The organism is Spirillospora sp. CA-142024, from assembly GCF_050942325.1.
Classification (GTDB): domain Bacteria; phylum Actinomycetota; class Actinomycetes; order Streptosporangiales; family Streptosporangiaceae; genus Spirillospora.
The window spans coordinates 9,079,175-9,095,837 of record NZ_CP192077.1; the positions used below are offsets into that span (position 1 = coordinate 9,079,175).

14 protein-coding genes and 1 tRNA gene are annotated in these 16,663 nt (G+C 64.9%); 12 read left to right on the forward strand and 3 right to left on the reverse strand.

All coding sequences use genetic code 11. The features are described 5' to 3' along the window. Window positions 1-81 precede the first annotated feature (81 nt). From ACQPZP_RS43060 to ACQPZP_RS43070, 3 genes are read left to right on the forward strand one after another with little or no spacing between them, the layout of a single operon-like run. Window positions 82-1,077, forward strand: a complete 996-nt coding sequence (locus ACQPZP_RS43060; protein ID WP_433475370.1) for an ArsA-related P-loop ATPase — start codon at window positions 82-84, stop codon at window positions 1,075-1,077. Continuing rightward, window positions 1,074-1,262, forward strand: coding sequence for a hypothetical protein (locus ACQPZP_RS43065; protein WP_433475371.1), 189 nt, complete (start codon window positions 1,074-1,076; stop codon window positions 1,260-1,262). The genes ACQPZP_RS43060 and ACQPZP_RS43065 overlap by 4 nt, the downstream gene beginning before the upstream one ends. After that, on the forward strand, window positions 1,259-2,416 hold the full coding sequence (locus ACQPZP_RS43070; protein ID WP_433475372.1) for an ArsA family ATPase: 1,158 nt from the start codon (window positions 1,259-1,261) through the stop codon (window positions 2,414-2,416). The genes ACQPZP_RS43065 and ACQPZP_RS43070 overlap by 4 nt, the downstream gene beginning before the upstream one ends. Before the next feature lie 476 nt (window positions 2,417-2,892). On the opposite strand, the gene ACQPZP_RS43075 is transcribed toward ACQPZP_RS43070, so the two are convergent. Then, window positions 2,893-3,210, reverse strand: coding sequence for a WhiB family transcriptional regulator (locus ACQPZP_RS43075; protein ID WP_433465282.1), 318 nt, complete (start codon window positions 3,208-3,210; stop codon window positions 2,893-2,895). Between the two features lie 325 nt (window positions 3,211-3,535). Here ACQPZP_RS43075 and ACQPZP_RS43080 point away from each other — a divergent pair, with 325 nt between their 5' ends. Beyond that, on the forward strand, window positions 3,536-5,860 hold the full coding sequence (locus ACQPZP_RS43080; protein WP_433475373.1) for a penicillin-binding protein: 2,325 nt from the start codon (window positions 3,536-3,538) through the stop codon (window positions 5,858-5,860). A 43-nt stretch (window positions 5,861-5,903) separates the two neighbouring features. Here the strand turns inward: ACQPZP_RS43080 and ACQPZP_RS43085 are convergent, their stop codons facing one another. Further along, a complete protein-coding gene (locus tag ACQPZP_RS43085) occupies window positions 5,904-6,356 on the reverse strand; it encodes a GatB/YqeY domain-containing protein (RefSeq protein ID WP_433475374.1) in 453 nt (150 codons plus the stop codon). Between the two features lie 93 nt (window positions 6,357-6,449). On the opposite strand from ACQPZP_RS43085, the gene ACQPZP_RS43090 reads away from it, so the two are divergent. The 4 genes from ACQPZP_RS43090 (at window position 6,450) to ACQPZP_RS43105 (ending at window position 8,657) form a co-directional block, all read left to right on the forward strand. Further along, window positions 6,450-7,349 (forward strand): metallophosphoesterase, encoded by a 900-nt coding sequence (locus ACQPZP_RS43090; protein ID WP_433475375.1) that lies wholly within the window; start codon window positions 6,450-6,452, stop codon window positions 7,347-7,349. Continuing rightward, complete coding sequence (locus tag ACQPZP_RS43095) at window positions 7,346-7,933, forward strand: class I SAM-dependent methyltransferase (RefSeq protein WP_433475376.1); 588 nt, start codon at window positions 7,346-7,348, stop codon at window positions 7,931-7,933. Before ACQPZP_RS43090 ends, ACQPZP_RS43095 begins: the two co-directional genes overlap by 4 nt. Before the next feature lie 76 nt (window positions 7,934-8,009). After that, window positions 8,010-8,083 (forward strand) — tRNA-Pro (locus tag ACQPZP_RS43100). Window positions 8,084-8,405: 322 nt separating this feature from the next. Then, entirely contained in the window at window positions 8,406-8,657 is a 252-nt protein-coding gene (locus ACQPZP_RS43105; RefSeq protein ID WP_433475377.1) for a helix-turn-helix domain-containing protein, read from the forward strand. 495 nt (window positions 8,658-9,152) lie between these two features. On the opposite strand, the gene ACQPZP_RS43110 is transcribed toward ACQPZP_RS43105, so the two are convergent. Further along, complete coding sequence (locus ACQPZP_RS43110; protein ID WP_433479770.1) at window positions 9,153-9,962, reverse strand: transposase family protein; 810 nt, start codon at window positions 9,960-9,962, stop codon at window positions 9,153-9,155. A gap of 370 nt (window positions 9,963-10,332) precedes the next feature. On the opposite strand from ACQPZP_RS43110, the gene ACQPZP_RS43115 reads away from it, so the two are divergent. The 4 genes from ACQPZP_RS43115 to ACQPZP_RS43130 all read left to right on the forward strand — a co-directional run bounded on the left by ACQPZP_RS43115 (window position 10,333) and on the right by ACQPZP_RS43130 (window position 16,618). Beyond that, entirely contained in the window at window positions 10,333-11,721 is a 1,389-nt protein-coding gene (locus ACQPZP_RS43115; protein WP_433475378.1) for a hypothetical protein, read from the forward strand. Between the two features lie 46 nt (window positions 11,722-11,767). Beyond that, the gene (locus ACQPZP_RS43120) at window positions 11,768-11,896 is read left to right on the forward strand and encodes a DUF397 domain-containing protein (protein WP_433475379.1); all 129 of its coding nucleotides are present in this window, start codon (window positions 11,768-11,770) and stop codon (window positions 11,894-11,896) included. A 1,453-nt stretch (window positions 11,897-13,349) separates the two neighbouring features. After that, window positions 13,350-14,777 carry a hypothetical protein gene (locus tag ACQPZP_RS43125; RefSeq protein WP_433475380.1) on the forward strand — a complete coding sequence of 476 codons (1,428 nt, stop codon included), beginning with the start codon at window positions 13,350-13,352 and terminating at the stop codon, window positions 14,775-14,777. 212 nt (window positions 14,778-14,989) lie between these two features. Then, window positions 14,990-16,618: a DEAD/DEAH box helicase gene (locus tag ACQPZP_RS43130; protein ID WP_433475381.1), complete on the forward strand. Its 1,629-nt coding sequence runs from the start codon at window positions 14,990-14,992 to the stop codon at window positions 16,616-16,618. Window positions 16,619-16,663: the final 45 nt, after the last annotated feature.

Genomic DNA, 16,663 nt, shown 5'->3' on the forward strand with positions numbered 1-16,663 from the left:
GGCGGAACCGTGTCAGGGATCACTTGCATGAGGGCCGCGGCCCTCTCAAGTGTTTGCCGAGTGAACGATATGGTCGATCGGGTGAGCGCGAGAGACACCGACTGGGACGGCGTACGCCTCCATGTGGTCACCGGGAAGGGCGGCACGGGCAAGACGACCGTCGCGGCCGCCCTCGCCCTTGCCCTGGCCGCCGGAGGCCGCAAGGTCCTGCTCGTCGAGGTCGAGGGGCGCCAGGGCATCGCCCAGCTCTTCGACTGCCCGCCCCTCCCGTACGAGGAACGCCGTGTCGCCGTCGCCCCCGGCGGCGGGGACGTCTACGCGCTCGCCATCGACACCGAAGAGGCGCTCATCGAGTACCTCGAAATGTTCTACAACCTCAAGCGCGCCGGCAAGGCGATGACCAAGCTCGGCATCGTCGACTTCGTCACCACCATCGCGCCGGGCCTCCGCGACGTCATCCTCACCGGCAAGACGTCCGAGTCGGTGCGCCGCCGGAAGAAGGACGGCTCCTTCATCTACGACGCCGTCGTGATGGACGCTCCGCCCACCGGCCGCATCACGAAGTTCCTGAACGTCAACGACGAGGTCTCCGGTCTCGCCAAGGTCGGCCCCGTCCGGAACCACGCCGACACCGTGATGAAGGTCGTCCGCAGCCCCGAGACCGCCGTGCATTTCGTCACACTCCTTGAGGAGATGCCCGTCCAGGAGACGATGGACGGCATCCGCGACCTCACCGAGGTCGGGCTCCCGATCGGCGGCGTCATCGTCAACATGGAGCACCAGCCCGTCCTCACCGAGGACGACCTCGCCGCGGCCGCCGCGGGCACCCTGGACGCCGACGAGATCGTCCGCGGCGTGAAGGCCGCCGGCCTCGAGCACGACGCCGAGTCGATCGCCGCCGTCCTCGCCGCCGAGGCCGCCGACCACGCCCGCCGCACCGCCCTCCAGCGCCGCGAGAAGGAACGCCTGGAGTCGATCGACCGCCCCCGCTACACCCTCCCGCTCCTCTCGGACGGCATGGACCTCGCCGGCCTCTACGACCTGGCCGCCGCCCTCCGCACCCAAGGCGCCGCATGATCCCTCAGCCCGCTCCCCGCCCCCTCGACGTCCCGTCCGATGTGCGAAGCGCGCCCGGTCGTCCGGGCCGTGGCGTGTCCTGGGTGTCGCTGAGCGCGCCCGGCGTTTCCTGGGTCGCGCCCGATGGCGACCACGGGCTCCGGGACGACGTGACCGTCCACCAGGCGGCGGAGGTGAAGCGATGAGCCCGGCGGGCAAGAACCCTCCGGCCCTGGACGTCGACGGGCTGCTCGACGACCCCCGCACGAAGATCATCGTGTGCTGCGGTTCGGGCGGCGTCGGCAAGACGACCACGGCGGCGGCGCTCGGTGTCCGCGCCGCCGAGCGGGGCCGGGACGTGGTCGTCCTCACCGTGGACCCGGCGCGCCGGCTGGCCCAGTCGATGGGCCTGTCCGAGCTGGACAACAACCCGCGCAAGATCGAGGTCGACGGCGACGGCGAGCTGCACGCCATGATGCTCGACATGAAGCGGACCTTCGACGAGATCGTCGAGGCGCACGCCGACCCGGACCGGGCGAAGCAGATCCTCGCCAACCCCTTCTACCAGTCACTGTCGTCCAGCCTGTCGGGCACGCAGGAGTACATGGCGATGGAGAAGCTCGGGCAGCTGCACCGCTCCGGCGCCTGGGACCTGATCGTCGTCGACACCCCACCGTCCCGCAACGCGCTGGACTTCCTGGACGCGCCCGAGCGGATGGGCCGCTTCCTGGACGGCCGCTTCATGAAGATCCTCGCGGCCCCGGCCAAGACGGGCGGCCGCTTCGGCGTGAAGGTGATCAGCGCCGGGTTCGGCATGTTCACGGGCGTCATCAACAAGGTCCTCGGCGTCCAGCTGCTGCGGGACGTGCAGACCTTCGTCGCCGCGTTCGACACGATGTTCGGCGGGTTCCGCGAGCGCGCCGAGAAGACGTTCAGGCTGCTGCAGACCCCGGGCACCGCGTTCCTCGTCGTCGCCGCGCCCGAGCCGGACGCGCTCCGCGAGGCGTCGTACTTCGTCGAGCGTCTCGCCGAGGAGCGCATGCCGCTCGCCGGGCTCGTGGTCAACCGCGTCCACGAATCCGCGGCCGACACGGTGTCCGCCGCCCGCAGCCAGGCCGCTGCCGAAACGCTGGAGGAGCGCGGGGAGCACACGCTGACCGCCGCTCTGCTCCGCATGCACACCGACCGCATGCAGCTGGCCGCCCGCGAGGAACGCCTTCGCGACCACTTCGCGTCCACGCACCCGACCGTCCCGGTCACGGCGGTGCCCGCCCAGGCGGAGGACGTCCACGACCTGGACGGCCTGCGCCAGGTCGGCGAAGACCTGGCCGCCCCCACCTCGTCCCCGACGGCCGCCTGACCCGCACAACGCGCTCCTCGGCATCGCCGAGGCTGCCCTTGCTACGCCTTGACCTGCGGGAATGCTTTCACGGGGCGTTGATCAGACGAACGCGAAACCGACAGCCGCGGTTTTGGCTCGTGTAAGCCCGCACCACGGGATCACATTCGCGCCGGACGGGTCGAGACCGTGCGGGTCAGCGGCACCGAGCACGCACGGCGCGTCCTCACGGGGACGATCATTGACCACACGGAGCGTGATGACGCAGTCGATCAGCGCGCCGCGGAAGGCGGTGACGCGAACCGATCAGCCGCACCGCGGAAGGCGGGCGAGACCGACGATCAGCCGTGCCGCCGAGTCCGGGCGGCGCGGCGATCGACCGCGGCGCACAGGACGCGACCGAGGCCCGTACCGGGAAAGGCGGTACGGGCCTGCGACACGCTTCTTATTGGTCTGTGCTGTACCTCTGCCGGACGGGCCGCTTGGGCCCCATCGGGTCAACTGGCGACGAGTTCCTCTTCTTCGTCGTCAACCTCGACCGACCGCTCGTACTCGTCCTTCGCGGTCTCCAGCAGCTCGCGCCACGATCGCACATCCGGTCGCCGCCGCAGCAGCGCACGGCGCTCACGCTCGGTCATACCGCCCCAGACGCCGAACTCGATCCGGTTGTCGAGAGCGTCGGCGAGACACTCTGTACGCACCGGGCAACCGCGGCAGATCATCTTGGCCCGGTTCTGCGCCGCTCCCTGCACGAACAGGGCGTCCGGATCCGCGTTACGGCAGGCGGCGCGGGCGGTCCAATCCGTGATCCACATCTTGGCCCCACTCCCCTAGGGTCTGTGTCGATTTGCGCTCCTTGGCCGGACGGGCGCGGACGTCAGGCCGCCAAACGAAAGCCGTGGGGAAGAACTTACGGAAGCGGGGGACGTTTCAACAGCCCCCGATGGGCCCATTCTCGATATAGCCCACCGGGGCCATACCGCCGGAACGGACTAGTTACCTGTAGTTGACGCGCCAGACACGGAGCAGGTTGCCATCATGAGGGCATAACGGACGAACTTCCTGATCAACGGGCCCGGAAAGCACGGGCGCGGGGGACCTGTCCCTAATGCACTGCTCGTCCCGCGTACCCTAGACCCCGTGCGCGTTGCGAATACGGATCGGGTCAAGGCCGCCTCCACACTCTTCAGGCTCCTCGGGGCCGGCGTGGTGGCTGGTCTCATCGTCGCGCTGATCGCCCTGCCCGCGGTCGGCAGCGCCGGGCTCACCGCCCGTGACGCAGCGAACAACTTCGAGGACATGGACAGCCAGCTCAAGACGACACCACCGTCCGAGAAGACGGTGATGTACGACGGGAACGGCAAGCAGGTCGCCACGTTCTTCGACAAGTACCGCGAGTCCGTCCGGCTCGACCAGGTCGCCCCCATCATGCGCCAGGCGATGGTCGACATCGAGGACTCCCGGTTCTACGAGCACGGCGCGCTCGACCTCAAGGGCACCATCCGCGCCATGGCGTCCAACGTCGAGTCCGAGTCGACGCAGGGCGGCTCCACCCTCACCCAGCAGTACGTCAAGAACCTCCTGGTCGACAGCGCCAAGACGGAGCAGGAGTACCGCGAGGCCACCGCCCCCACGGTCGGACGCAAGCTCCGCGAACTCCGCTACGCCCTCGACATCGAGCAGCGGATGACCAAGGACCAGATCCTTGAGGGCTACATGAACGTCGCCTACTTCAGCGCCGGTGCGTACGGCGTCCAGGCGGCGTCCAAGCGGTACTTCAGCATCCCCGCGAACAAACTGAAGCTCGGCCAGGCCGCGCTGCTGGCCGGCATCACCCAGAACCCCACCGCCTACGACCCCATCCGCAACCCGATCGACGCGCGCAAGCGGCGCGACGTCGTCCTCTACCGGATGGCGCAGCTCGGGCACATCAGCAAGGCGCAGGCGGACACCGAGGCCGCCAAGCCGATCGAGCTGAACCGCACCGACCCGGTCGGCGGCTGCGAGTCGAGCAAGGCGCCGTACTTCTGCGAGTACGTGAAGTACGACATGCTCAACATCCTGTCTGACGGCAAGTACTGGGAACTCAAGCCGAAGCAGCAGGAGAACATCGTCAACAAGCTGAACCGGGGCGGCTACACCATCCGCACCACGCTCGACATGGAGGACCAGCACTCCGTCGACCGGGCGCTGCGCGGCACCGTCGCCCCCGGCGGCAACCGTGTCGGCGCTGAGGCGATGGTCGAGCCCGGCACCGGCAAGGTCCGCGCGATCGGGCTGAGCAAGCGGTTCGGCCCCGGCAAGGGCCGGACGACGATCAACCTTCCCGCCGACTCCAGGCACGGCGGCGGCAACGGCGTGTCGGCGGGCTCGACGTTCAAGGTCTTCACCCTCGCCGCCGCCCTCGACCAGGGCATTCCGGTCAGCACGACGATCAACTCACCGCAGACGACCACGGTCGGCGGCTTCCAGTCGTGCCGCTACACCGGGATGTACCAGGGCAAGAAGGTCGACAACGGCATGCTCGGCGGCGGCCCCTGGACCCTGTCCAACGCCGGCGACAGCGAGAAGGGCAACTTCAACCTCAAGACCGGCACCTGGCACTCGGTCAACACCTTCTACGCCGTCCTCGAGAAGCGCGTCGGCGTCTGCAACGCCGTCAAGATGGCCGAGAAGTTCGGGATGAAGCAGGCCAACGGCAACCCGCTGCTGCCGCTCCCGTCCCAGGTCCTCGGCGTCAACGACATCGACATGGTGCACCTCGCCGCCGCGTACGCCGGGTTCGCCGCCCGCGGCAAGTACTGCGCCCCCATCTCGGTGACGGAGGTCGTCGACCCCGAGGGCAAGAAGCTCAAGCTGCCCAAGCAGGACTGCCACCAGGCCGTCGACCAGGCCGTCGCCGACAAGGTCAACTCGATCCTGCAGGGCGTCCTGACCCAGGGCACCGCGGCCGGACGCGGCATCGGCCGTCCCGCCGCCGGCAAGACCGGCACCTGTGAAGAGTTCACCTGCGCCGTGTTCGCCGGCTTCACCCCGAACCTCGCCGCCGCCACCTCCTACTGGGACTTCCGCGGACCCTGGCAGTACAAGGTCTACGGCGTCTACGGCGCGGACATCCCCGGCGGGATGTGGCAGCAGTCCATGCGCAACGCGCTGTCCGGCAAGCCCGCGCCCGGCTTCCAGACCCCGTCCCGCGACTTCGGCGACACCGCCCGCGTCCCGGAGGTGAAGGGCGACACGATCGCCGCCGCCACCGCCAAGCTCAAGGGCGCCGACCTGAAGGTGAAGGTCGCGTCCGGGTCCGTCGACTCCGACCAGCCGAGGGGGACGGTCGTGTCCGCCTCACCAGACGCAGGCACCGAGGTCCCGCCCGGCAGCACCGTCATCCTGTACGTGAGCAGCGGCAAGAAACCCGACGGTGGGCACGGGCGCCCGAACAACCAGACGCCCCCCTGGGGCAACTGACGCGAAAAGGGCCCGGCTCACGCCGGGCCCTTTTGCGTCCGCCTCACTGTGCGAGCTGGCGCTTCACCTCGGCGGCGACGCGGCCGCCCTCGGCCCGTCCGGCCACCTTCGGGTTCACCGACTTCATGACCTGCCCCATCGCGCGCGGCCCCGCCGCGCCCGACTCGGCGATGGCGTCCGCCACCAGCGCGGTCAGCTCCTCGTCGGTCAGCTGCGCGGGAAGGTACTCCTCCAGCACCGCGCCCTCGTCCCGCTCGGCCTGCGCCTGCGCCTCGCGTCCCGCGTCACCGAACGCGGTCGCGGCCTCGCGGCGCTTCTTCGCCTCCCGGGTGAGCACCTTGACGACGTCGTCGTCGGACAGCTCACGTGACTGCTTGCCGGCGACCTCCTCGGTCTTCACCGCCGTCAGCGCCATCCGCAGGGTGCGGGTGCGCACCTCGTCGCGCGCCTTCATCGCGGTCGAGAGATCGGTCTCCAGCTTCTCCTTCAAGGTCATGCTCACATCATGCCCTTCCGGCACCTTCTGCCTCATCAGGATTACCGCGCGGTGCACATCTCTGAAAGCATGGACCTCTCAGAAGGGAGAGCCGTGCGAAAGATCTACGCCGTGCCCCTGGGACTGCTGGGCGCGGGCGCCGCGACCTTCGGGTACGCATCGGTGATCGAGCGGAACTGGTTCCGCCTCCGCCGCTTCGACGTGCCGGTGCTGCCGCCCGGCCGCCCCCCGGTGAAGATCCTGCACATCTCCGACGCCCACCTCACGCCCGGCCGGTCCCGCCTGATCCACTGGGTCCGCTCCCTGGACGCCCTCGAACCCGACCTGGTCGTCAACACCGGTGACACCATCTCCCACCGCGACGCCATCGGCCCCTTCCTGGACGCCCTCGGCCCCCTCCTCGACCGTCCCGGCGTCTTCGTCTACGGCTCCAACGACCTGTACTCCCCGCTCCTCAAGAACCCCCTTCGCTACATCTGGCGGACGAGCAAGTCCGACTACGACCGCCGCCGCCGCGAACCCGACCTCCCGTACCGCGAGCTCGGCTCGTCCCTCCAGGCCGCCGGCTGGCTCGACCTCAACAACCGCATCGGCCGCCTCAAGGTGGGCGAACTGGACATCGAGTTCGGCGGCATCGACGACTCCCACATCAGCCGCGACCGCTACGACAAGATCGCCGGCCCGGTCGACCCCCAGGCCGACGTCCACCTCGGCGTCATGCACTCGCCCGAACCGCGCAACCTCGACCGCTTCACCGCCGACGGCTACGACCTCCTCCTCGCCGGCCACACCCACGGCGGCCAGGTATGCGTCCCCTTCTACGGCGCCCTGGCCACCAACTGCGGCATCGACCGCCCCCGCGTGAAGGGCCTCCACCGGCACCGCAGCTCGTGGCTGCACGTCTCCGCGGGCCTCGGCACGTCCCCGAAGGCCCCCATCCGCTTCTGCTGCCCGCCCGAGGCGTCCCTCCTGACCCTCGTGCCCCGCCGGTGAACTGGAAGACCGACCGCCTCTCGGCCACCTACTACGACCGAGCCGTCCAGAGCCCCGTCGTCTCCCGCATAGCAGCGCGCCTCCTCTGGAACTACGACATCGACCACCTCCACCGGTCGATCGCCGCCCAGGACCCGTCCGCCCTGACCCTCGACATCCCTTGCGGCGGCGGCATAGCCGTCGACAACAACCCCCGCCACGTAGCCGCCGACCTCTCCGGCACAATGCTCAAGCGGGCCCGCCGCAAGACGAACACCCTCCTCCAGGCAGACATCTACGCCCTCCCCTTCGGCACCTCCACCTTCGACGCCTGCCTCACCTACAACGGCCTCCACTGCCTCCCAGACCCGGCCGCCGCCATCCGCGAACTGGCCCGCGTCCTACGCCCAGGCGGCACCCTCCGCGGCACGACCATCGTCCGAGGCGCAGGCCGCGACCCCCTGATCCGCGTCCTCCAACGCCAAGGCAGCTTCGGCAACCCAGGCACGATCACCGACCTGGAATCCTGGCTGACAGCGGCCGGCCTGACCGACATAGACCTCACCCGCTCCGGCGCCGTGACCGGCTTCACAGCCCGTAAATAGGGACGCAGCACCCCCCGGCATCCGCTAAGGTGGACTAGGCGCCGGGAGAACGTACGACCTCCCGGGCAGCCACCACCGGGGTGTAGCGCAGCTTGGCAGCGCGCTTCGTTCGGGACGAAGAGGTCGTGGGTTCAAATCCCGCCACCCCGACACATAACGCCAGGTCAGAGGCCGGATCTCCACTCAGGAGACCGGCCTCAAGATCTTTTGTCCGCCATTCGTCCGCGAACGTTGCCTCCACCCAAGGACACCGTTCCGTCCCTCACCAGCACTGAGCGAACCTGCGCACTGCCCAGATGTTCAGATCCACGGCCCCTCCACCCGCGTCCAAGCGCCTTAAACGGACATAGCTCCGCGTCACCCAAAGGACCAGCAACAGACCTAACGTGGCAGCGACCCACGACAGTGCCTAGCACCTGGGTTGGGGTGGCATTACCTCCCACGGAGTCGTTCTTCGGACCACCGGGCCACCGTGGGAAGAAACTGGGCACGCTCGTTCGACCAGCGTCGCCCACGGCTGGACGCAGGCGACCTCGCCGACCGCCTCCACTGCTCACGCTCAGCCGGCTCTCGCCTGGAGACTGGCGCACAGCCTCTGGACGGCTTCGCCGCCCTCCGCCGCCTCGCCGAAGTCCTACGGATCTCCACGACGGCGCTGGAGATCACCGCTACGGTGACGGTTCAGCCATCCGCTGAGGACGATTGCGGCGCCGTCACCTCTTGACCAAGCCTCGCCATTACCGCTGCCGCCCCCAGTCCTCCAGCCAGCGCCATTGCGTCCGCAGCCACCGAAGCGCAAAGCAAGACCACAGATCTCCTCGTAGCCCGAGTCCGCAGGGCTATGCCTACTACGGGCAAAGACGCACCCCCATCCGGCCGTCCGCGGCCTGGTCACACCGGCCTCCTGACCTCAAGCCGGACGTCCCCAGCCCTACGCGGCCGACCGCCCGCTGTGGCATCCATTGACACCCAACAGTCCAAGAAGCCACACAGCCAGCGCAAATGGGAGCATGTGCGAGAGCTTCACACGCTGCTCGCCGCCAAACTCCACCTAACTTGCGGTGGCCGTGAACTACCGCTGGCGTTCACGGCCACCGCAGGCAAGGTCAACGCAGCTTTTCAGCTCGAGCAACGGTCAGAGGTGGGAACAGCAGTCGTCGTTGGCGTCACGACAGACGCAGCCCAAGGCGAGGAACGTTACGCCAACACTGAGCCCATTTCATCCTCGGGTGGCGTGGGTGACGCGGTGGTTTTGTAGGACGGCGATGGCTTTGACGATGTGGCCGGCTTTGCCCGGGCTGCACCGCAGCTTGTGCAGGATCCGCCATGACTTGAGCTGCGCGTTCGCGCGTTCGCCCGGCCCGCGGAGCTTGGCGTGCGACCGGTTCGCCTGCTTCTGCGACTCCGGCTTGTCCTTGCCCTTGTAGGGCGTGGTGACCACCGAGGCCTCGGCCCCCTGGTAAGCCTTGTCGGCCAAGGTGAGGATGCCCGCCTTCTCCAGTTCCCGCAGGATGCCCCACACGCGGGCGGCGGTCAGGTCGTGGACCTTGCCGGGCAGCGCCCCCGAGGTCCACAGGATCGTCCCGTCCGGGCCGGCGATCACCTGCACGTTCATCCCGTGCACCCGGTGTTTGCCGGAGAAGTACGGGCGGTCTGCCCCGACCCGGTCGGTGTGGATGAGCGTCCCGTCCAGCACCAGATGGGTCAGCCCGTCCCTGGCGGCCTTCCGCAGCGCCTGCGTCAGTTTGGGTGAGCGAGCCGACAGCAGCATGACGGCCTCCTCCACATACCGCCATGCGGTGGTCGCAGAAACCCCGAACCCCGCACTGATCTCGGTCAACGTCTCGTCCTTGCGCAGGTGGGCCAGGACGAGCGGGGCCTGCTGCCCGGGGTTGAGCAGCCGCCACCTGGACCCGATCGCCTTGCGCCGGCGGCGGATCAGCCCGGCGAGGTAGTTCAGCGTTGAACGCGACAAATTCAGGGCGGCACGGTAACAGCACGCAGAGACCTCTGGTTCAGGCGACGTGATTGTGGTGATCAACCCGTCTACCAGGGGTCTCTCTACGTCACGGCCCCAACCACCGCATCGCGATCACGTCGTGATCAGCGGCCCGCAGTCACAGGATGAAAAGGGTTCACTCTGACGCCGCGTAGTGGTTGATTCCTTGCGACATTCGATCTGCCTCTTGACGTGCCCCAACGACGCATGGCTGGCTGCTGCAGTTGTCACTCGACCCGAGTGTTTGCGTGACCTATCCCGGCGACTGCTGCGTTGCGAAGTAGACAAAACGCTGTACCGCTACACAGGTAGGATGCATAATCGGCATTGCTGGTGCACGAGCATCTCGTCGGAGCTAACTGATCTCCCAGTGCCACACCGCATTGTGAAGAGGTTCACGATGTCCGAAAGTTCAAGATCCCAATACCTTCTGGATGGGCGGCGCGTCACAGTCCTTGACCTCATCAAGGGCGGCCAACTCGAAGTTGGTACCCGCCTGCGGTTCGACCGCATCCGTCTTGGCGAGACTCATTATGCCGAAGTCACCGCTGACGGCCATCTAACGCTCAGTGACGGTCTAGCCTCTAGATCGCCGTCACGGGCGGCGGAAGTTGCGGCTGGCGTGCGGGCTCTTGATGGATGGCACGCATGGGTAGTCGACTCATCAGGCCGCTCACTGGACTCTCTTCGTCAGGAACTTCTCGATGCTGTAGCCGCTCAGTCACCTGAAACGCATTCTGTAACCGAAGGGGACCAAGCAGAGAACGAAACCCCTGCCCCTCAGCGCAGGCATGATTTCCTCAAAGAGGCTCGCGCTAAAGCCGATAAGGGCGAGCCGATTGAAATCACTATACGGGATCTCCTCGCATGGTGGGGCGCTGCCGCTCGCGGATATCGGATCAGCCAACGCATCGAAGCCGACCTTGCCAACCATGGACTGAGCACAAATCCAGTATTTCGCAAAGTTACAATCGATGCGACTGTCCAATTGGTTGGCGTAGTGGAAGAGGATACAGAGCGAGAAGCAAAGGTTGACTCTGCACTTCCTGAGGCAGACGACTCCGATGAGACAGAGATGGTTCTAACTGTTGGCAATCTCCCCTCAGCACTTGGAGGAGTTGTTTCAGTGAAACCTGGAGCGACCTTCGAGCAGGCCATCACTCTAATGCTTCTGAACGATTATTCACAGATCGCCATCATGGCAAGCCCTCACAATCTGCGCGGAGCAGTGACCTGGAAATCCATCGCCCGAGCACGCAATGCCAGCCCGTCTGCGAGCTTCGCAGACGCAATCATCGATGCCCAAGAAACGCGTTATGACACAGAGCTGATTGATATCCTGCGGACATTAGAGGCGTCCGAGTTCGTCTTCATCCGAGACGACAAGAACAAAATCTCTGGTATCGTCACTACAACCGATGTTGTCCACGCATATGGTGAGCTCGCCACGCCCTTCTTTCTAATAGGGGAGCTCGATCAGGCGCTTCGGCGCGTAATTGCAAAGAATTACAGCTTCGAGGAAGTAGCTGCACTCTGCGACCCCGACGGCATGCGGCAAATCAAGTCCTTTGACGACATGTCCATGGGCGACTATCAGCGAGTGCTAGAAAATTCCGGCATGTGGGAAAAGCTCGGCTGGCCGCTGGACCGCAAAACTGTAATCAAACGACTCGACGAACTCCGCGATATACGCAATGACGTTATGCACTTCAACCCTGATCCACTACCGCAGGACGCCATAGGCAAACTACGGAATGCCTTAAAGCTTCTTCACGAGTATGGCGATTGAGCGCCTAGGTGTGGCACGTATCGAGCGTGCTGCATGGAGATCACGGATGGCTGGGGGTCCTGGCCTCGCATGGCGTCGCTCCTCCTACAGCACCAGCGGTGAGAACTGCGTGAACGTCACCACGTTGCCAGCCGCGGTCGCACTCCAGAAGCTCAACCCGATCAGCTTGGAATAGGAGCACGAGCAGCCGGGCGACGACCGATCAGTGCGTAGAACTAGTGAACGTCGAGGTTACGCAGCCGTGCGGGACTCTAAGGATTCGGAAGGTCTCAAGCTCGTTTTCTCGAAGCGCAAGGTTGGCGGAATCTTAGGCGTCAGATCAAGGCTAGCGGTCTCGACTGGAAATGAGCCGATGCTGACGACAGTTCACTACCACGCAAACTCTTGAAACCTCTAGGCTGCTGACTCCCACGGCCACGCCGCGGGTCCGAGGGCGGTCACTCCCGCAGGTAGAACAGTGCTTGATGGAGTTCGCTTGTGCAGACGCGCCCGTCGATCGTCTACATCGGCGCAACTCTTATCGAGACCTAGCACCGCCCCTCGCCGGCTAACACGAGCCCTCGAGCCAGATGCAGTGTCAGAGATCACGGTCATTCGCCGATCCGGAACCTTAGCTCCTGGCCTCCGGAATACAGCAGACCATCGCTGAGCGTGGACGCGTGGGCCAGGTCATCGAGGTCATCCACTACCTCGATGAATACTCAGGACGAGGTTGGCCACGGCCCGCCACCGCTTTGCCGAGACTCGTACGTGCCAGCCAACAGAGGAAGGAAACGCAGCGGGATAAAACCGCCTCGCCAGGTCGCCTTCCCTCTATTGCAAAGCGGCAACCCGGCCCCAAGGGACCTCAGACCGAGTCCTCTAGCAGCCTAGCCAGTTCCTCACGATCTTCAGCCGACAGACGACAGTATCTCGACCAGACTCTTTCGACTGGAGCGGCTGACCGCCGTCCTGCACTGACCCAAGTGGCGAGTTCGACACGGTCGTCAGTTGCCAATGCCTTGATGTCCTGGAGCAGCGCCTCAAGGGAGGGCGACGAACCTGCGGAGTCTCCTGCCCGGCAACGCTTGCATTCAGTGACATAGCGCTCCTCCCCAGGCCAACTGGAGCGGCGAGACACCGACAGCTGAGCAGTCTGGTGGGGAGCGTCGGGGTATGGATCTCCGCCTGCGATGCCGCAGATGACGCACATGTAGTCGTCACGAGCAAGCACAGCAGCGCGTTGCTTAGCGGTGATCACTGGGCCCTTCGGGCGAGCTTTGCCCGGCTTCCAGACTTCTTCGCCTGCGCTTACGAAACGGAGCTCATTCGGGCCGAGAGCTGGGTCCTCCTTGCTTGTGTGAATGACCCATGCGTGATCACGGAGGTCCCGCATGCGCCGATCAGCCTGCTCTACACCAGGGAAGGCTCCGCGAAGCTGTGCCTTCGTGAAGATGTTGCCCTCACCGACCTCCCCCAGCAGCCACAGGGCGATCTTGATCTTCGTACCTCGCCGCACGGAGGTGTCTTTCCAGTCAGGGAAGGTCACGGCTGTCTCCATCCGCAAGGTCAGTACTTTCCCGGGTACAGAGTGTCAGTGGCATCTACCATGATGGTGGCACATATCACGCACCTCCCGGAGACGATGCATGAGCCCTACTCCGCCCCCTGGCGCCACACAGAACGAAGAGCTGGTCGCGGCCCGGCTAGCCGCACTGCGCAACGGCGACGGCACTCCGGAGACCTTCCGGGTCGAGTGGCGCGGCCGAGATCGAAATCTTCCTGTCATCGACATGCCGGTCAATACACTCTACTTCAACCCCGAGACGCATCGCATTCGGGCACAGCGCGCCCATGAGCCAGCGCGCGACGCAGCATTGTCGGAGGACCCGTGGAGTCCCCAAAGCCAGGCCTATCTCCGCGACCTCCTGAAGGCCAAACCAGATAATCCCGACATCCGCGACCCGGACTTTTTGGCCCTGGTGGACGATCTCAAGGCCAATACACAAAACACAGCAGGCCTGATCACGCCAAGCGGGATCGTGGTGGATGGCAACACTCGGTGTGCGGCCCTGCAGGAAATCGGACAGCGCAACATCCGTGTCGCAGTTCTTCCTGACGACTGGGGTTGGGACGACGTCAATGCAGTCGAGCTGAGTCTTCAGCTCCGCAGGACGTTCCGGCGCGAGTACTCATTTATCAATGAGATAATTGCCCACAGCGAGCTCATCGCCATGGGACGGTCGCTGGAGGAGACCGCAGCCGCATTCCGCAAGAAGAAAAAGACCATTGAGGCAGGTCAGTGGGCGCTGGCTCTCATTGACGAAGCGATCGAACGAAGCCGCACTCACCTGGACGATGGCACCGGTGTCCACCTCCGGCGAATGGACTTCGAGGGCCATCAGGAGTCTCTCAAGGAGGTTTACGACCGTTACAAAAAGATCCAGGCCGAAGATCCAGATCTTGCCAAGCGGCTCAGGGAGGCCAGCCTCGCAGCCCTGCTGATAGACGCACCCAAGACAGCTATCCGCAACATCTGGCTCGTGGACGACTTCGATGAGAAGTACCTCAAGCCGGAGTTGACACCCCACCTCAAGCCGACTCGCCGAACTGCAGAGCCCGCAGGAGCCAGCATTCCGGGGCTGAGCATCACCATGCCGCCTGAGGACCCAAGGGTCGAGGACGCCAAGGCCACCACCGACAAGCTCCTCAAAGCCAAGGCCCGGGCTGCCGCTGCGGCGAAACTGTCGCCGACCGAGACCGCCCGCACGACGTCACTCATCGCTGAGGCCAATAAATCGATCAGGGAAAGCCTCCGCCTGGCGGAGCGTGATGTCCGCCAAGCACAGCGGAAGATGGCCGCGCCCGAAAAGCTCGATGAGGCCACTGACGCCTTGCGCGCTTGCATCGAAGACATCGCCAAGGCCCGCGCCCAAGACATCCTCGACAACGAGGCCTTGGACGACGCACTGATCGGATTGCGTGACACACTCAGCCAGCTGGTTCGGACCGCATCACGCGGCGTCAGTGAGCCCGGCATCGGCCTGGCCTGGCTCCAGCGCGCAACAGCGGAGTAGAAAGCTTGTGTATGTTTAGTCTCCGCCTCGAACTTGACCCCTCCGGCACAGCTGTACTTCTTCGCGTCCCGAACGAGCGGGCCGACGAGTTGCGCAAGCTCTCAGGCCACTTCGTCACAGCCCGGCATCAACGGCCAAACCTGGTAGAGATAGAACTCGAGGATCTACTTGCTAATCTCCGGGAGCTGGGGAACTGGCCATCGTCTCATGACGTGGAGTGGCAGCCCGAGCTAAGAATTCTAGTCGAGACTAGCCACCGGGATTCCGTGGCCGCTAGCAGGCAACTCGAAGAGCCTGAGGCGCCGCCTCTGTCGCCAAAAGAAATCAACGATGTCCTTGATGCTTCCGGCTGGTGTGCACCTGATCCACTCACAACGTTTCAGCTACGCGACATCGCCATGTTGCTGTCGATGAATCACGGTGCCAATTTTAGCGTACCCGGAGCAGGAAAGACCCGGGTCGCTCTGGCAGCCTTTCAAGTATTGCGCGCTCAGGGCCAGGTCGAACGCTTGCTGGTCGTGGCCCCGAAGGCGGCCTATGAGAGCTGGCGATTTGAGAACACAGTTTGCTTCTCCGAATCTTTGCATGCACAGGTTTTAGACCATGGTCGCGTCGACCCAGCTGTCGAACTGATCATCGTGAATTATGAAGGGCTGGTGAAGCACCAGGTATCGCTTGCGCGATGGCTCACCATCAAGCCCTCGATGTTCATCCTGGACGAGGCACATCGAATGAAAAGGGGCTCCAATGGTGTTCACGGAGCTGCCTGCCTGTCACTCGGTCCACGAGCACACCGCCGCCTTATCCTGACCGGCACACCCGCTCCCAATGGCGTCAAGGATTTGGAGAGCTTGTTGGGTTTCGTGTGGCCGGGTGAAGGTCGCCGGATCGTCACGCGAGCCATCGGCAATAATGATCTGCGGCATGCCAGCACCGTGCTGCGACCGCTTTTTGCGCGCACAACAAAGGGCGAGCTTGGCTTGCCGGAAGTCAAGCTTACAATTCGTCGCCTTGACCTTCCCAACCTGCATGAAGAAATCTACGCCGCTCTCACAGGAGAGATGAGTGCTCGATCGGCGCGGGTCGCTCATCCACGGTCCCAGGAAGGCCTAGAGGCTTTGGGGCGCGTCATGATGTATCTACTCATGGCGGCTACTAGCCCTGCCCTGCTTGCCGTCGGCGACACTAAGTACGAAGCTCTGCGCTTCCGAGTACCGCCGCTTGAAGTGCCAAGCGATGCCACGCTATACCAGTTGCTAGAGGATCTTCCCAGCTACGAGCTGTCACCAAAGTATCAGGAGGCCCTCGCGATCGTCGACGCGAACGCCAAGGCTGGGCGCAAGACGCTCGTGTGGTCGACCTTCGTTCGAAATCTCACCACCCTGGAACTCATGCTGCGCCCCTATCGGCCGGCCCTGGTGCACGGTGGCACAGTAGACCGCGCCGATCAGCTTAAACGGTTCCGCGATGACCCCGACTGCTATGTGTTGCTCTCCAACCCTGCAACCCTGGGTGAGGGGATTAGTCTGCACAAGGACTGCCACGATGCAGTCTACGTAGACCGAGACTTCGCCGCGGGCCGATACCTGCAAAGCCTCGACCGCATCCATCGCCTCGGGTTGAAACCCGGGACGCTCACTAACGTCACGGTGCTTTCGGCGAACAAGACAATCGATGATGTGGTTGAACAGCGGCTCGAGACCAAGCTGCGGTTCATGGAAGCAGTGCTAGACGATCCCTCCGTCGGGCAGCTCGCCGACCTTGAAGAAGAACCCGCGGCCGCGACCCAAGCAGATATTGCAGCGTTGCTGGAGCACCTAAATGTCCCCCCTGCCGGCTGAGCCTGTACTGCGCGCTGCCCGCCGATGGTGCCGTCATCTCCGGCA